Annotated in this window: 13 protein-coding genes, 1 tRNA gene and 1 pseudogene; 7 read left to right on the top strand and 8 right to left on the bottom strand. The window is 70.6% G+C overall.

The window, feature by feature from the left end; translation table 11 throughout:
• The first annotated feature begins 120 nt into the window (after positions 1-120).
• From ACQEU6_RS22430 to ACQEU6_RS22420, 3 genes are read left to right on the top strand one after another with little or no spacing between them, the layout of a single operon-like run.
• Positions 121-1329, top strand: a complete 1209-nt coding sequence (locus ACQEU6_RS22430) for a Tm-1-like ATP-binding domain-containing protein (protein ID WP_499334657.1) — start codon at positions 121-123, stop codon at positions 1327-1329.
• Positions 1326-2147, top strand: coding sequence for a phosphoenolpyruvate hydrolase family protein (locus ACQEU6_RS22425; RefSeq protein ID WP_499334653.1), 822 nt, complete (start codon positions 1326-1328; stop codon positions 2145-2147). The genes ACQEU6_RS22430 and ACQEU6_RS22425 overlap by 4 nt, the downstream gene beginning before the upstream one ends.
• Positions 2147-2554, top strand: a complete 408-nt coding sequence (locus tag ACQEU6_RS22420) for a cupin domain-containing protein (protein WP_499334652.1) — start codon at positions 2147-2149, stop codon at positions 2552-2554. The genes ACQEU6_RS22425 and ACQEU6_RS22420 overlap by 1 nt, the downstream gene beginning before the upstream one ends.
• Positions 2555-2617: 63 nt before the next feature.
• On the opposite strand, the gene ACQEU6_RS22415 is transcribed toward ACQEU6_RS22420, so the two are convergent.
• Positions 2618-3787: an ROK family protein gene (locus ACQEU6_RS22415; RefSeq protein ID WP_499334648.1), complete on the bottom strand. Its 1170-nt coding sequence runs from the start codon at positions 3785-3787 to the stop codon at positions 2618-2620.
• 59 nt (positions 3788-3846) lie between these two features.
• On the opposite strand from ACQEU6_RS22415, the gene ACQEU6_RS22410 reads away from it, so the two are divergent.
• Entirely contained in the window at positions 3847-5118 is a 1272-nt protein-coding gene (locus tag ACQEU6_RS22410) for an MFS transporter (RefSeq protein WP_499334646.1), read from the top strand.
• 188 nt (positions 5119-5306) lie between these two features.
• Here the strand turns inward: ACQEU6_RS22410 and ACQEU6_RS22405 are convergent, their stop codons facing one another.
• The gene (locus ACQEU6_RS22405; RefSeq protein ID WP_499334645.1) at positions 5307-5960 is read right to left on the bottom strand and encodes a hypothetical protein; all 654 of its coding nucleotides are present in this window, start codon (positions 5958-5960) and stop codon (positions 5307-5309) included.
• 112 nt (positions 5961-6072) lie between these two features.
• Entirely contained in the window at positions 6073-6396 is a 324-nt protein-coding gene (locus ACQEU6_RS22400) for a YchJ family protein (protein WP_499334643.1), read from the bottom strand.
• Between the two features lie 310 nt (positions 6397-6706).
• Here ACQEU6_RS22400 and ACQEU6_RS22395 point away from each other — a divergent pair, with 310 nt between their 5' ends.
• On the top strand, positions 6707-8152 hold the full coding sequence (locus ACQEU6_RS22395) for a M1 family metallopeptidase (protein WP_499334641.1): 1446 nt from the start codon (positions 6707-6709) through the stop codon (positions 8150-8152).
• A gap of 66 nt (positions 8153-8218) precedes the next feature.
• On the opposite strand, the gene ACQEU6_RS22390 is transcribed toward ACQEU6_RS22395, so the two are convergent.
• Positions 8219-8737 carry a GNAT family N-acetyltransferase gene (locus tag ACQEU6_RS22390; protein WP_499334639.1) on the bottom strand — a complete coding sequence of 173 codons (519 nt, stop codon included), beginning with the start codon at positions 8735-8737 and terminating at the stop codon, positions 8219-8221.
• 306 nt (positions 8738-9043) lie between these two features.
• Positions 9044-10285: an oxygenase MpaB family protein gene (locus ACQEU6_RS22385; RefSeq protein WP_499334637.1), complete on the bottom strand. Its 1242-nt coding sequence runs from the start codon at positions 10283-10285 to the stop codon at positions 9044-9046.
• Between the two features lie 188 nt (positions 10286-10473).
• On the opposite strand from ACQEU6_RS22385, the gene ACQEU6_RS22380 reads away from it, so the two are divergent.
• A complete protein-coding gene (locus ACQEU6_RS22380) occupies positions 10474-11139 on the top strand; it encodes a TetR/AcrR family transcriptional regulator (protein ID WP_499340310.1) in 666 nt (221 codons plus the stop codon).
• A 1058-nt stretch (positions 11140-12197) separates the two neighbouring features.
• Positions 12198-12437 carry a hypothetical protein gene (locus ACQEU6_RS22375; protein WP_499334635.1) on the top strand — a complete coding sequence of 80 codons (240 nt, stop codon included), beginning with the start codon at positions 12198-12200 and terminating at the stop codon, positions 12435-12437.
• A gap of 341 nt (positions 12438-12778) precedes the next feature.
• Here ACQEU6_RS22375 and ACQEU6_RS22370 read toward each other — a convergent pair.
• From ACQEU6_RS22370 to ACQEU6_RS22360, 3 genes and pseudogenes are all read right to left on the bottom strand, one after another.
• Positions 12779-13891, bottom strand: a pseudogene (locus tag ACQEU6_RS22370) (IS701 family transposase); the annotation flags it as partial.
• A 115-nt stretch (positions 13892-14006) separates the two neighbouring features.
• Positions 14007-14720 carry a hypothetical protein gene (locus ACQEU6_RS22365; protein WP_499328613.1) on the bottom strand — a complete coding sequence of 238 codons (714 nt, stop codon included), beginning with the start codon at positions 14718-14720 and terminating at the stop codon, positions 14007-14009.
• 540 nt (positions 14721-15260) lie between these two features.
• A tRNA-Arg gene (locus tag ACQEU6_RS22360) sits at positions 15261-15333 on the bottom strand.
• Positions 15334-15556: the final 223 nt, after the last annotated feature.

Below are 15556 nucleotides of genomic sequence, written 5' to 3'. Positions count from 1 at the left end.
GTGGACGCGGGCCTGGGGCGCGTCCGAATTGTCCCGTTCCAACGAGCGTGCCGGTCACCTGGCGGACAGGCTTGCGAGGTGATCGTCGGGGGAATCGGTATCGGGGGAACAGGAGGTTCGATGGCGACCGTCGTACTGGTGGGGACGCTCGACACCAAGGGCGCGGAGTACGCATGGCTCCGCGACCGGGTCCGCGAGCTGGGCTGCGACACCGTCCTGGTGGACGTGGGCGTGGGACCGTCCGACGTGGAGGCCGACGTCTCCGCCGAGGACGTCGCGCAGGCCGGGGGCGCCTCGCTTCCGGCCCTGCGGGAAGCGGGCGACCGGGGCGCGGCCGTCGCGGCGATGGGGGAGGGCGCGGCGGTCGTCCTCGCCGCGCTGGACCGGGTGGACGCCGTGCTCGCCGTCGGCGGGAGCGGCGGATCGTCGATCGCGGCGCGGGCCGTCCGCGACCTGCCCATCGGGCTGCCCAAACTGATCGTGTCGACGATGGCGTCGGGGGACGTCGCGCCCTACGTGGGCGCCAAGGACGTCACGATCACCTACAGCGTCGTCGACATCGCGGGCGTGAACCGGCTGTCGCGGCTCATCCTCGGGAACGCCGCCGCCGCGGCGGCCGGGATGGCGAAGGCGCACGCCGTCCCGGAACCCGCGGTGGACGAGCGGCCCCTCGTCGGGGCGTCCATGTTCGGGGTCACGACCCCGGCGGTGGACGCCGCCCGGGAACGGCTGGGCGAACTGGGCTACGAGGTGCTCGTCTTCCACGCGACGGGCGCCGGGGGGCGGGCCCTGGAGGGGCTCGTGGAGAGCGGTCTGCTGGCCGGTGTGCTCGACCTGACCACCACCGAGCTGGCCGACGACCTCGTGGGCGGCGTCCTGTCGGCGGGACCCGACCGCCTCACGGCGGCCGGACGCCACGGCGTCCCGCAGGTCGTGGCGCCCGGCGCCCTCGACATGGTCAACTTCGGGCCGCGCGCCACCGTCCCCGAGCGGTTCGGGGAGCGCCTGCTGTACGTCCACAACCCCACGGTCACGCTCATGCGGACGACGGCGGAGGAGATGGGCGAGCTGGGACGCAGGATGGCGTCCAAGCTGGCCGCCGCCACCGGCCCGACCGTGCTGTTCGTCCCGCTCAAGGGTGTGTCGGCGCTGGACGCCCCCGGCATGCCGTTCCACGATCCGGTGGCGGACGTGGCGTGCTTCATGGCGCTGGAGGAGGCGGCGGAGTCGACGGAGACGGAAATGCTCGACCTGCACATCAACGATCCGGAGTTCGGCCGGGCGATGGCCGACCGGCTGCACCGGCTGATCTCGGAGGGCGCGCGGTGAACCGCGAGACCGTCCTGTTCCGGCTGCGGAGCGCCGTCGAGGAGGGCAGGCCCGTCATCGGCGCGGGGGCGGGCACCGGGCTGTCCGCCAAGTGCGCCGAGGAGGGCGGCGTCGACCTGATCATCATCTACAACTCCGGCCGCTACCGGATGGCCGGGCGCGGGTCGCTGGCCGGCCTGCTGCCCTACGGGGACGCCAACCAGATCGTGGTGGAGATGGCGTCGGAGGTGCTGCCCGTCGTCCGGGACACGCCCGTCCTGGCCGGGGTGTGCGGCACCGACCCGTTCCGCGTGATGCCGGTCTTCCTCGACCGGCTCAAGGCCATGGGCTTCGCCGGCGTGCAGAACTTCCCGACGGTCGGCCTCTACGACGGCGTCTTCCGGCAGAACCTCGAAGAGACCGGCATGGGGTACGACCTGGAGATCGAGATGGTGCGGCTCGCCCGCGAGCGCGGCCTCGTCACCGCCCCCTACGTCTTCGACGAGGACCAGGCGCGGGCGATGGCCGAGGCCGGCGCCGACGTCCTCGTCCCGCACGTCGGCCTCACCACCAAGGGCAGCATCGGCGCCGGGACGGCCCTCACCCTGGACGAGGCGGTCGAGCGCGTCCAGGCCATGCGCGACGCCGCGGCCGCCGCCCGTCCCGACGTCCTCGTGCTGTGCCACGGCGGCCCCATCGCCGAACCGGACGACGCCGCCTACGTCCTGTCCCGGACGGAGGGCGTCGTCGGCTTCTTCGGCGCCTCCTCCGTCGAGCGCCTTCCGACCGAGAAGGCCATCACCGCGCAGGTCGCGGCCTTCAAGAACCTGGAGATCTGATGCTGAGGAACCCCGGTGACGTGGCGACCGCGACCTTCGACTGGGGGTCGATCAAATGGTTCGTCACCCCGTCCGCGGTGCCCGGGGCGGGCAGCACGCTCGGCGAGGTGATCGTCAACCCCGGCAAGGGCCACGCCCGCCACCACCATCCGGACGCCGAGGAGGTCATCTACGTGATCTCCGGCGAGGCCGCGCAGATGGTGGACGACGGCGAGCCCTTCCTGATCCGCGAGGGCGACGCCGTCCACATCCCGAAGGGCGTCTGGCACTCCACCCACAACATGACGTGGCGCCCCCTGCGCCTGATCGTCACCTACACCCCCGGCGGCGAGGAGAAGGCCCTGGAAGCCGCCCCCGACCACTGCCTCCACGAACCGGGCGCCATCCCCGAATGGCGCCCCGCCTGACCCCCGCCGACCCCGCCCACGAGTCATCGGCCGGGGCTTGAGGGGTTTCAGGGGCTCAGGGGCTCAGGGGCGGGGCCAGGCGGCCAGGCCCTCCTCGGTGAGGAGGGCGTCGAAGGCGGCGTCCGCGGCTCCGGTCAGGGGGCCCTGCGCGCCGAGCGTCGAGGGCAGGATGGGCGGCGGCGCCGCGCGGCGGTGGCGCATCAGGGCGGTGGTGTAGCCGGTCTCCAGGGCCGTGGGCGCTGTCGCGGCCAGGTCGGTGGCCAGGCCGGAGAGCGTGACGACGCCGGGGTCGAGGGCGTTGGCGAGGGCGCCGATCCCCCGTCCCAGCGCGTGCGCGGCGGCGCCGACGGCCGAGAGGGCCGCCGGGTCGGACGCCGCGGCGGCGACCACGTCGCCGGCCGCCGTGCGCGGGTCGCGCGGGGCGGGACGGCCGAGCGCGCGGGCCATGGCGCGGCCGTCGACCTCCAGGTCCCAGCAGCCGCGGGCGCCGCAGGGGCAGTGGAGCGACGGGTCGCCGAACGGCATGTGGCCGAACTCGCCGCCCGCGCCCGTGGCGCCGTCCACCGGCCGTCCGTCCACGACGAGGATGCCGCCGACCCCCACCTCGACCGTCAGGTGCAGGACGACCCGCGCGCCCGCGCCCGCTCCGCGCCTCGCCTCCGCCAGCCCGGCGAGCGAGGCGTCGTTGCCGACGAGCAGGGGGACCCGGGGCGGCCGGAGCGGTTCGAGGTCGACGTCGCGCCAGCCCATGCCCGACGCCTGGACGATCGCGGTCCCGCTGACCGTGCCCGCGACGCAGGCGGACACCGCGCGGAGCCGGCCGCCGTGGCGGGCGTGCAGGGCGGACACACGGTCGCGGAGCGTCCCGAGGATGTCCGGGGTGCCGGAATGGCCGCCCGCCTCCTGCGTGACGACGCGGCCGCCCAGTTCCACGCAGGCCACCCGCCACCGCTCGTGGCTGATGTCGACGACGCACACCAGCGGTCCGTCGCGGTGGGGCACGAGCGCCGGGGAGGGGCGGCCGCGCCCGCCGGTCAGGGCGGGGGCCTCCTCGTCGACCAGACGGGACGCCTTCAACCGGCTCGTGATCTCGGCGGCGGACCCGCTGCTCAGCCCCAGCGCGCGCGCCGCGTCCGCGCGCTTCGCGGACGGGTTCGCGTGGACGTAGCGGAGCACGGCCAGCGCCCCCTGGCTGCGCAGGGCGCGCGCGGAGTGCGCGGTCATCGGCTCCATGGGTGACATCCTGGCGTGCCCGATTTATCCTCGACCTACGAGTTTAATGGGGAGGCGCGATGAGGCCCGCCGACACGGCCCCGGCCCGGGCGGCGGGAACGCTCGCGCTGTACGCCGCCTTGGGATGCCTCGGATACCTGCTCACCGCACTCGGCGCGATCCTGCCCCAGTTGCGGGAGGAGCGCGGGCTGCCCCGCGCCGAGGCCGCCCTCTATCCGTCCGCCTTCGCGCTCGGGCTGGTGATCGTCGGTCTGGTCGGGCACCGCCTGGCGGCCCGGCTCGGGCGCTGCGCGATCCCGGTGGCCCTGACCGCCCTCGTCGGTGGCGCGGCTCTCCTGGCCGCGTCCGGCGGACGCCTGGACACCGCCGCCGGCGCCCTGGTCCTCGGCCTCGGCGGAGCGGGCCTCGTCCAACTCGTCCCGGCGGCCCTGCGTGCCGCGCACCCGGGTGATGGAACGATCCAAATCGGCGAGGCCAACGCGGTCTCCAGCGCCGCGTCCGTCCTCTCCCCGATCCTCATCGGCGCCGCCCTGGCCCACGACCTCGGCTGGCGCACCGCCTTCGTCGTCCCACCCCTCCTGGCCGCCGCCCTCCTCCTGCTGACCCGCCCACACCGATCTCCCGCCCCCGTCCCCACCACCCCTCTCCCGCCGGCCACCCCCACCCCCGTTCTCGCCGCCGCTCCCACCGCCGCTCCCGCCGCCTCGACTGACGCCGCTCCCACCACCACCGCTCCCGTGGAGGCCGCTTCGAGTGAGGGTGCGTCCGGGGTGGGGTTCTGGGGACGGTGGGTTGATCTCGTACTGGCCGTGGGGGTGGAGTTCTGCATGGTCTTCTGGGCGGCGGACTTCCTCGGGAGCGTGAAGGGGCTGGGGCCGGGGAGCGCGGCCACGCTGTCGGCGGGATTCGTCCTCGGGATGGCCGTCGGGCGTGCGGTCGCGGGGCCGGTCGTGCGGCGCGGGGGACGGCCGGACCGGCTCCTCGCCGTCACGGCGGCCGTCGGAGCCGGCGGGTTCGCGGTGCTGTGGGCGTCGCCCGCGCCGGTCGCGGTCGCCGGACTGGTGGTGACCGGGCTCGGGGTGGCGTTGCTCTATCCGGTGATCCTTGGACAGGCGCTCGCCGCGCGGCCGTCCGAGCCGGTGCGGGCCGCGGCGCGGTGCGCGCTCGCGTCCGGGGTTGCGGTCGGCGTCGCCCCGCTCCTGCTCGGGGCGCTCGCCGACCTCACCACCCTGCGCGCCGCCGTGTTCGTCGCGCCCGTCCTGCTGCTCGTGCTGCTGGCCCGCTGCGGCCACCGCCTCAGAACGACCGCCGCGCAAGGCACGCCCACGTGACCGCCCCACCCAAGCCCGACCAGGCGAACAACGCGGCGGTGCTCGCCGAGGACGTTGTGCGCTGCGTTGGCGAAGTGTCTCGGCCCCGGTGGTGTTCCGTGGCGGAGTGCCCGGGGCTTGGGGGCTGGGGGCTTGGGGGCTTGGACGGGTGTCGAGGGCGGCGTTGAGGCGGTTCTCCAGGTGCCTGGCTAGTCGTCGGCGAAGGAGCAGTCGGCGGGGTTGTCCGGTGGCTGGAAGTCGCCGGCCGGGATCTGCAGGGGCGCGTCCTTCACCGTGTAGCCCTTCAGCCATTTCCCGAACGGGCCGGAGCTGTTGGTGCTGAACGGCGCCGGGCCTTCTCCCATCTGGTGGCACTGCGCGTAGACGACTCCCCAGGAGAATCCCATCCGGTCGAACTTGTGGCCGCGCGGCGACTGGTAGAACGTCAGGTTCGCGCGCTTCTGGTTCGGCGGGATGCCGTGCTCGTCGTCCTGCCGGATTCCCGACACGACCGCGAACGGTCCGGACGCCATCACGTAGTCGACCTTGATCGAGCCCCAGTGGTGCTTGGACGGCCCGCCGGGCTCGTCGGGCGAGTAGTGGTCGAACTCGACCGTCCCGCGCGCCGCTCCCATGACCATCTTGCCGTCGACGAACTTCCAGGGCCCGCCGTGCGCGTCCACGATGAACCGCCGGTACGGGTACTCGGGGTCGCCCGGATACTTCACCCACGCGTCCCCGGTCACGTGGGACTCCTTCGGGGGCGGTCCCTTGTCCTGCGCCATCGCGCTGCCGGTCCCGACCGCTCCGGCCGCGCAGAGCAAGGCCATTCCGGCGACCACGGCTCGCCTTTTCCGTGACATGTGGATTCCCCTTTTCCGCGGACGTCCATCGTCCGCATCCACACGTTCTCAGCGCTCACCGGGGCCGTTCTTCCCCCAAACGGGCGATGCAGCTCGCCCGTGCGGCGGAGCGTCAGCTCACTTTGCCCCGCACGTAGACCCACGCATCGTCATCCCGCACGAACCGGCTGACCTCGTGCAGTTCTCCGGGTTTCGTCCCCGTCAGGTAATGGGCGCGGAACTCCACGAGGCCCCGGTCGTCGTCCGGCCCGCCGCCCTCGGTGCGGACGATCTCCAGCCGCGTCCAGCGCGCGCCGTCCTCGAACCCGATCCGCTCCGGCCGGGTCGCCGGATGCCAGGTCGCGAGCAGGTACGCCTCGTCCTCCACCGCGAACGCGCTGAACCGCGACCGCATCAACTGGACGGCCGTCGCGGCCCTGTCCTCACCTCGGTGCAACGGCCCGCAACAGTCCCGGTACCGGGGGCCTGCCCCGCACGGACATCTTTTCGTCACCCTGCGATTCTGCCCTGCTCGGCGGTGACCGCGCGGCGCCGATGAGCGCCATGTCCGCACAGCGTCCACCCGAGATCGACGCCTCTCGCCCGCAAGCCCTGACCGGACGCCTCGCCTGGACGTGGCGTCCGGAGGCCCGGTCCGCCCGACAAGATCGTTTTGTCAGGCTTGACCGACCTCTTTGGCGGGCACGTTAATGATCATGTTCGATCGCCGGTGAGGCGATCGTCCGACATCGATGGAGAGGGACTCGATGGCGACTCTCAGATCCGCCCGGCGGCGGCCGGCGGCGGTCGCGGCGGCCGGCGCCGTGACGCTCGCGCTGTTCGCGCCGGCCGCGGCCGCCGACGTCCGGTACACGCCCGGCGCCCCCGGCCTCGGCGACCCCTATTTCCCCGATCTCGGCAACGGCGGATACGACGTCGCCCGGTACCACCTCAAGACCGCCTACGACCCCGGCACCGACGAGCTCACCGGCACGACCACCATCAGGGCCACCGCCACCCAGAACCTCTCCCGGTTCAACCTCGACTTCTCCAAGATGAACGTGCGGTCGGTGCGCGTGAACGGCCGCGACGCGACGTTCGCCCGCACCGGCGAGCGCGAGCTGGAGATCACCCCGCCCCGGGGGCTGCGGAAGGGCGGCGCCTTCACCGTCACCGTCCGCTACGACGGGGTGCCCCGCCCCCTCGGCGGCCCGGTCCTCTTCGACCTCCCGTACGGATTCCTGCCGACCAGGGACGGCGCGACGGTCATGGGCGAGCCCGACGGGGCGTCCACCTGGTTCCCGGCGAACGACCACCCGCGCGACAAGGCGCTGGTCACGCTGGAGACGACCGTGCCCCACGGCCTCAAGGCGATCGGCAACGGCCGCCTCGTCCGGCAGTGGACCTCCCACGGGAAGGACACCTTCCTGTGGCGGGACGACCGTCCCATGGCGACCTACCTGGTGACCAACTCGATCGGACGGTTCGACGTCTCGACGACGACCACCCCCAAGGGCGTCCCGCAGCTCGACGCGGTCGACCCGGAGATCGCCTCCGACCCCGGCGCGCTCAGCACCCCGCGCCTCACCACGCGGGTGACCGACGAGCTGGCCGGCTACTTCGGCGACTACCCGTTCACCAGCACCGGTTCCATCGTCGAGAACGACAACGTCCCGCCGCTCAACCTCGAGAACGCGCTGGAGACCCAGACCCGCCCCACCTACCAGAGCCCGCCCGTCGAGAAGGGCGTGGCGCACGAGATCAGCCACCAGTGGTTCGGCGACAGCGTCTCGGTCCGCGACTGGAAGGACGTCTGGCTGAACGAGGGCTTCGCGAAGTGGGTCGAGTGGTACTGGGCGGAGAAGCACGGCGGCCAGCCCGCGCAGCTGTCGTTCCAGCAGTCCTACGACGACCCGCCGCCGATCCAGCCGGACCGGCCCCCGTTCTGGGAGGTCGTCGTCGCCGACCCGACCCGCGACCAGCTGTTCCACCGCGCGATCTACTTCCGCGGGGCGATGACCCTGCAGGCCCTCCGCCACAAGATCGGTGACGGGCCGTTCCTGCGCCTCGTCCGCACCTGGGTGGCGGACAGGCGGTACGGCAACGGCAGCACGGGCGAGTTCGAGCGCCTGGCGGAGAGCGTCTCCGGCCAGGACCTGGACGCCTTCTTCAAGGTCTGGCTCCACAGCCCCGCCAAGCCCACCACCTGGTGACCCCGGCCCGGGGGCCGGCGACCCGCCCGCCGGCACCCGGGTGTGCGGACGTCGTTCTCGCTCGGCTCAGTCCAGCAGCAGGCCCATGTAGTACTCGTCGATCCGGTGCCCTTGGACCTCCAGCGCCGCCCGCCGGAGCCCTTCCACCTGGAAACCAGATTTCAGGTAAAGCGAAAGAGCACGGCGATTTTGCTCCATAACGGTCAATTCCAGACGTCGCATCCCGCGCGTCCGCGCCTCCTGTACCGCCGCCCGCATGAGCGAGCCGCCCAGCCCCCGTCCGCCATGGCCGGAACGCACCCCGGCCACGACGTAGCCGGTGCGGCGGGCCCGGGCGAAGGGGAGCACCGACACGTCGACGTAGCCCACCGCCGCGGGCCCCTCCAGCGCCACGACCAGGTACGACAGGTCGCGCCCCTCGGCACGGGCGGCGAGGCGCAGCTTCAGCGGTTCGAGGTCCGGCTCCCGCTCGCCGGGCTCCAGAAGCATGAACTCCGTCTCGCTGTCCAGAATGTGCTGCAATTCCACCAGGGCGGACGCATCATCCGGACGTGCCAGCCGGATCAGCAGATCAGTAGCCGTCACACCCCCAGTGTGCCAGATGCCAATACCCGCCATTTAAAACTAAACGCCACAACCACTCCACAAATCCGCAAGAAGCGCCCCCTCTGCCGGTAACGGCGCCGCCCCCGGCCATTACCTTTCCCGTGCGGCGGACCGTCCGCGGCCTGCGGCCGGCTCGCGGCGGGCCGTCTTCGCCCCTCCCGGCAGGGCGGGAACGCCGCGGGCTCGGAATCGGTGGATTCCGAGCCCGGTTCTGCCTGGCGCCTCCGGCGTCGGGGGCGGGGCGCGCGCGTCCTTTCGGGAGTCCGTGGGGTGGGACCGGCGTGATCAGGTGTTCGGGTTGTTGGCGGTGGGGATCTGGATGCTGATCGGGAGGTCGCCCCCGGACAGGAAGAGCAGGGTCCCCAGACGGATGATCTCGTCGAAGGCCCAGTAGACCTGCAGCAGGCCGGGGGGAGCGTCCGTGATCTTGAGCAGGCCCTCCTTGATGGCGACGAACGTCGGCCAGAAGGCCGAGAAGACCGGGTCCCACACCGGTTCCCGCGGGATCTGCAGCCAGCCGCAGATCTGGTCGCCGAGCATGTAGCGGGTGAGCGCCCCGAGGATGTGCGTGGTGAGGATGCCGCCGTCGATGGTGACGCCGAGGTGGAGCAGGATGTCGGCGAGCTTGACGCCCTCGGGGGTGGGGGCGAGGACCGGGTCGAGGACCTGTGCGGCCTGGGCGTTGGCCTCGTCCCAGGAGTTGGGGATGTACTCGTCCAGGATGCCCAGCATGTGCGCGGTCAGCTGCCAGGAGTGCAGGAACGCCGCGGACTCGTCGGCGGGGATCGGCACCTTCCACCTGGTGAGCTGCTTCATGACCGTCGTGGGCAGGCTGTGCCAGGTGACCATCATGTCGGCCTGGCTGATCGGGATCTGCTCGTCGGCGACCTCGTCCCAGCTCGGGGACTGGGGCAGCAGATGGCGGACGCCCGCGTGCGCCAGCCGCGTCTTGACGCAGGTGACGATCATCTCGCCGTCGGGCAGGAAGGCGTTCCGGGTGCCGACGTCGTAGCCGAGCTTGGCGGTCTTGGTGATGCGGTCCTTCATGTCCGCGCCGCCCTTGGAGTAGTACACCGCGCGCGCCTCGTGCGGGATGACCGTGCTCATCATCCCGCTGGCGAAGCCGTAGCTGACGCCGAGGTAGGTGCCCCGCTTCTGGTTGAACTTGAACGCGGTGGCGAGTTTCGTCTGGTCGGCCCAGGACGGCAGTTGGCGGGCCTTCTCGATGAACGCCTTCAGGTCCGCCGGCAGCCCGGCCGGCAGCGCCTGGCCGTTCTTGGTCCAGCCCTTGAGCAGCTTGTTGACCGTGGGGACGTCGCCCCGGTCGATGAGCGAGGCGACCAGCGGGTCGGCCTCCTCGTCCCAGGCCCACCGCGGGTCGACGCCCTTCCCGGCGCCCACGACCGAACCCTTGGGCGACCACGTCCACAGCGGCCTGGCCTGCGCGGGCGTCGCGACGCTCAGCGCGCCGAGCGCCCCGAGCACCCCGCCCGTCATCAGCACGTTGCGCCTGCTGGGTTGTTCCATGCCTCTCCCTCCTCGGGCCGACGGCGACTCCTGGTACGATGAAACATAACGTGCTTCTGTGTATCAGGGTCTCGCTTCATGAGAGCACACTGTGGCGTAGGTCACAAGACCCTTCGTGACGTACATGGACGATTCGGGCAGAATCGGTGTCTCGGGAGGGGATCGTGGAACCTGTGTTGTCGTTCCTCATGGCGTCGCCGGACTCGGTGTCGCTGCTCGAAAGCGTGTACGTCGAGGCGGTCGAGCAGGTCGACGACGTGGACGAGACCCGTTCGCGCGTCCTCGACGCGGCGTACGCGCAGTTCTGCCGGATGGGCATCCAGCGCTCCACGATGGACGACGTGGCCCGGCGGGCGGGCGTCTCGCGGATCACCGTCTACCGGCGCTTCGCGACGAAGGACGCCCTGGTGGAACAGGTGGTGCGGCGGGAGTTCCGGCGCTACTTCGACCGGTTCCTCATCGACATCCAGCGGGCCGAGACGGCCGCCGACCGGGTGGTCCTCGGTTTCGTGAGCTCGCTGCGCGCCATCCGCGGCAACCCGCTGATCGGCGGTCTGATCGCCACGGAGCCGGACCTGCTCCTGCCCTCCCTGACCGGTGACGGAGGCCGGACCCTCGCCACCGTGCGGCGGTTCGTCGCCGACCAGCTCCGCCGCGAGCAGCGCGCGGGCAACGTGTCGGGCGACCTGGACACCGACTTCGTCGCCGAGATGATGGTCCGGATATCCGGTTCCCTCCTGGCGGTCCCCAGCCACGTCATCGACCTCGACGACGACGACCAGCTGGCCGCCCTGGCCCGCCGCTTCCTCGTCCCCATGCTGGAACCGAGGGAGCCCCGTCTCGACCGTCCCTGACCGGCCGGACCCGACTCTCAGGACCCGGTGACGGCGCGGCCGCGGTCGACCGTCGCGTACCGCCAAAACCGCCGCCGGTCCTTTTCTCGCCGTCTTGGAAGAGCTTGACGACGCCACCAAGGCGGATCGGCTTGCGCTCCGCGCCCTGAAGGGCGGTTTATGGTGAGAGGTTGACGCCGAACGCCACGACTAGATCGCGACATTTGTAAAGAGTTCGCGAATAAGTAACCAGAACAGAAGTATCTGTAATGGTGGCTGAGTTGAACGGCAAGGCCTGAGGGGACGGTCATTTCGTAGTCCATCCTGAACGCCGAGGTCCTTTCCGGTTCACGTCAGAGGCTGGTCGGGACGCTGTGGCGCCGGCCCCGCGACACGTACGACGCCGCGTGGGAGACGAGCGCGCCGATATGCGTGAGGACGACACGGCGAGAGTGGCGTTCGTCGAGAAATCGGCCGAATCGCCGCACGCAAGCTGAGGTCGGCTTGCGGCAGGCTCGCGGCCACGAGTGCCCCGGGACGGTGGGGCTTGGAGACGGTCCGGGCACTTTTCAGTCGGAGGCCGTTCGGTGTGTTCACGCCCTGACCGGCCTTTCTGATGTTTCGGGGCAAGGACGATGACGAAGCCGGTGACCGAGGATCAGACTTGCTGCGCACTTTGGCGAGGCTCGGCCGTCCTGGAAGGCGAAGTGTTCCCCGGAACCACTCCTTGGCGGCCAGGACGTCAATGGGCCCTGGCTCGGAGAACGGCACCGGCCGGGCCCTTCTCTCTGTTCTGTGCTTGGACGTTCACCCGGTGGTCTTTGGTCGCCGCACCGGAGGCAATGTGACTCAGATCGCATCGGCGTCTCGGGTTGCCTTTCGACGCGGGCGTCGTACGGTCTTGATCAGGTCCTGCTCGGTAGGACCTCTGCCTTGTGCAGTCCGTGACCAAAGCCCCGAAAGGCTGTGATCTTATGATCTCGAACGGTAACCGCCGCCGCCCCGTGAACCACCGCCAGGTTCGTCTCACGGAGGTCGAAGTCACCAGGGTCGACGTCACCTTGGTGGAGTCGATAAGGGTGGAGTTCGCCGTGGTGCGGATCCCCGTGCTGGACATCATCACGATGCGCGTCTTCGTGGCGGAGTTCATCGTGGTGCGGGTCAGCGTGGTGACGACCGTCGTGGTGCGGGTGACCGTGCTGCGCATCACCGTGCTGCGGATCACCATCGTGGAGTACACGGTGGTGGGCTACATCGTGAGGGAGTACATCCTGGTGGAGCTCACCGAGTGGTCCTCCACGGTCGCGTGGCGAGTGTGACGACCGCGCCCTAGTAGGGCAGCCGCAGTTAGTGATCTCGGGTTCGTTGTCGCCGGTAATGGCATCGGCGGGCGCGGAGTTGGTGGCGGCGTCGCCAGTGTGACCAGCGCAGATGGTGATTCCAGGAGTGCTGGGGTTGGTGGGCCAGAGCGTGCAGGCGGCGGATCTCGTTGACGGTGAGCGGGATCAGCTCGTCGTCTCCGAGGTGATCGACGGTGAGCGATTCGTCACGCGGATTCGGAGGGGCGTTTCGTTGTCCACAGGCTGCCGGCCCCCTGTGTGGCGAGCTCGTGCTCGCCCTGGTCAGTGCCCGTTTCGGTGCCGAGACCAGGATCAGGGCCGGGCGGCGGCTCGGTTTCCTGCGCCGCCGCCGCGGTGAGGGCCAGATGAGCATGTGCGACCATGGCCAGCGTGATGTGCCGATACCAGGCCAGGCGCTTGCGGACCTGGTAGTGATCGAGGCCGACCTCGTTCTTGGTCGCCTGAAAACATTCCTCGATGCTCCACCTGGATCCGGCCACCCGCACCAGCTCGCCCAATGTCACCGGCCCGGTGCTGTAGCAGCGGTAGAAGGCCAGCTCGGAGGGGTCGGACACGCTGCGGCGCACCAGCAGTTGATGGTGCTCGTCCAGGTGGATCCAGGCCCAGTCGTACCACCTTTCGCCCTTGGAACCTGGTCCGCACGAGTACCGCTGCCACGCGTCGGCGGCCAGGTCCGCGGCCAGATGATCGGCCCGCATCTTGCCGGTGGCCAGGGTGAGGTGGTGATCGCACGACACCGCCATGACGTAGTTCAGCCCGCGGCGCTCCAGCTTGGTGCGCAGCGGCCCGTTGTCACCGTAGGCCTCGTCCCCTGTCACCCAGCCGAACAGGAAGAGCGGGTCGTCGGCGGCACGTTCGATCATCACCCACGCCAGCTCCGGCTTGGTCGAAAACCGCAGGTCATCGTCCACTCCGGCATCGGCCAGCCGATCCGGGGCGGCATACCAGGACTTGGGCACATACAACTCCCGGTCGATCAGCACCCGATGCCGGCCCGGATCGACATAGGAGCAGAACACCCCGATCTGACAGTTGGTGATCTTCCCCGCGGTGCCGGTGTACTGCCGCTGCACCCCCGCCGACCGGCGGCCGGTCTTCTCAAACCCGGTGTCATCGACCGCCAGCACCCCATCGGCCGAGCCGATCCGCCGGGCCACCACGCGACGCAGCGCGTCCCGCACCCGATCGGCATCCCACACCGCAGCGTTCAACAACCGCTGCATCCCATCCGGCGTGGAGTCCCCGGCGAACTCCGCCAGCGACCACCCGTTCTTATGCTCCAGCCCGCTCAGCAATCCCAGCACATACGCCCGGGCCCGCAACCTGGGCTCCCGCCGGAACACCGCCGGGGCCACCACCTCGCCGAACAGCTCATCCAGCCGCCGTACCCACCCGGCCGGGTCGATCTCCATTACGGTCACGGCCTCCGCCGGTCATGTCGTCCATGCACATCTTCATGATCACAGCGGTGGCCGTCTCACGTCCGGCTCCGTCACCGAACCGAGATCGCCAAGTGCGGCTGCCCGACTATTCGGTGTGGAAGCCCGCGAGGTACTCGCGCACGATGTCGGCGTAACCGCCCGTGGTGGACGGCCAGGACGCCACGAGACGCTCCACCCGCTCCCGGTGGACCTGGATCCGGCTCGGCAGAACGAGGTGAAGCGCGGCCCCGATCTGAAGTTCCAACTCGTCCGACTCGGTCGCGCGGACAAGCAGGTCGTCGACCTCCGGTGCCTCGACCCCGTTCAGAGCCGAAAGCGCGTCACACCGCTCTGCGATGTCGAGCGTCTCATCGAAAACCATGCCGCCGACCACCGCCAGCAGCCGCGGATTCGGTACGGGCCCGTCCTGCAACGCGGCGGAGGCCGCGAAGATACCCGCTTCCCGCACGTTCACGTCAGTGGCGCCTTCGAGAGCGTCAGCGATCAGGTCCGCGTCCTCGGCCCCGGCCAGGTTCATCATCGCACGCAGGGCATGCACGTGGTCGACACCCTCCTCGCTGGATGCCGGAAGGCGGCGGAGCATACCCCGCGCGGCGACAAGCACCTCGTCGGCGAACGGCTCAAGCGGATTCCCCCCGGCAAACCGACTGCGCGTCACCGCGTCCTGGTATTCGTCCAGGGCTTCGCTCACGTACTCACTGTGCAGCAGGATGCCGAACGCGCGCAGATAAGAGTCCTTGCTGGTCGGGGCCCTCAACTCGGCGAGCGCCCAGTCGAGGTTCACGTTCTCCAGGGGCATATGTCTCAGGATCTCAGGGTCCGGTCCGCGATGGATCAGGCTAGCGGGCACACCGTCTTGATCACAGAGGTGGCCGCCTCACATCCGGCTCCGTCACCGAACCGAGATCACCAAGTGCGGCTGCCCTACTAGGCCCCCGGCCTGCGCGGACTCATCGTTAGGATGATCAAGAAGAAGGTGCCGGCCTGGCGTCCGGCTCCTTCGGCCCCGGTGTGAACCGGCGCCCGACGCAACACCCTCATCGGCTCGGCCGAGCGCCAGTCTCAGGCTGAGTCGATTTCTACTTGAGGCGCGCCGTCCTGCTTTGGCGCGTCTTCTTGCAAAGCGGTCCTTCTCCTCCGGGAGAAGGACCGCTTTTTTCGATTCGGGAGGTGACCGCTCGACGTCGGAACCTCGCCATCGGGCAGGACGGCCGAGAGGCGCCGCGCGGGCACGTCGTGAGGGCGGCGAACCTCGCCGAGCCGCGCCCTTCCGCGCGGACGACAAAGGCCTTTGACCGGAATCCCTGCCGGTCAAAGGCCTTCGTATGGGCCGGGTAGGCGCCTCCGGCAGGATTCGAACCTGCGGCACCCGCTTTAGGAGAGCGGTGCTCTATCCCCTGAGCTACGGAGGCGTGTCGTCGCTCGCGCGTAGAGCGTAGCGGACGGCACCTACAGGGTAGGGGAAGGGGAGCGGTGGGCGCTCCCCGTTAAGCGCGCCGTTATGCGCGCCGGGCCCTAGGCCGGGCGGGGGCGGTGTGGGTACGCTTCCGTTCCGTGACGGGACGGCATCGTGGGCAGCCGAAGGACCGGGGCGCCGAGGACGCCGAGAGCGCGGTGGGCCCCGAAGACGCGGTA

Origin of the sequence: Spirillospora sp. CA-108201, from assembly GCF_050936235.1 — a bacterium.
In the GTDB taxonomy this organism is placed as follows: domain Bacteria; phylum Actinomycetota; class Actinomycetes; order Streptosporangiales; family Streptosporangiaceae; genus Spirillospora.
The sequence above is the reverse complement of the archived record's forward strand: the minus strand, read 5'-3'. Positions and strand labels throughout refer to the sequence as shown.

Coding starts and splice junctions, on each gene's coding strand:
- ACQEU6_RS22430 (WP_499334657.1), top strand. CDS start 121: ATGGCGACCGTCGTACTGGTGGGGACGCTCGACACCAAGGGCGCGGAG.
- ACQEU6_RS22420 (WP_499334652.1), top strand. CDS start 2,147: ATGCTGAGGAACCCCGGTGACGTGGCGACCGCGACCTTCGACTGGGGG.
- ACQEU6_RS22415 (WP_499334648.1), bottom strand. CDS start 3,787: ATGGAGCCGATGACCGCGCACTCCGCGCGCGCCCTGCGCAGCCAGGGG.
- ACQEU6_RS22410 (WP_499334646.1), top strand. CDS start 3,847: ATGAGGCCCGCCGACACGGCCCCGGCCCGGGCGGCGGGAACGCTCGCG.
- ACQEU6_RS22405 (WP_499334645.1), bottom strand. CDS start 5,960: ATGTCACGGAAAAGGCGAGCCGTGGTCGCCGGAATGGCCTTGCTCTGC.
- ACQEU6_RS22395 (WP_499334641.1), top strand. CDS start 6,707: ATGGCGACTCTCAGATCCGCCCGGCGGCGGCCGGCGGCGGTCGCGGCG.
- ACQEU6_RS22385 (WP_499334637.1), bottom strand. CDS start 10,285: ATGGAACAACCCAGCAGGCGCAACGTGCTGATGACGGGCGGGGTGCTC.
- ACQEU6_RS22380 (WP_499340310.1), top strand. CDS start 10,474: ATGGCGTCGCCGGACTCGGTGTCGCTGCTCGAAAGCGTGTACGTCGAG.
- ACQEU6_RS22365 (WP_499328613.1), bottom strand. CDS start 14,720: ATGCCCCTGGAGAACGTGAACCTCGACTGGGCGCTCGCCGAGTTGAGG.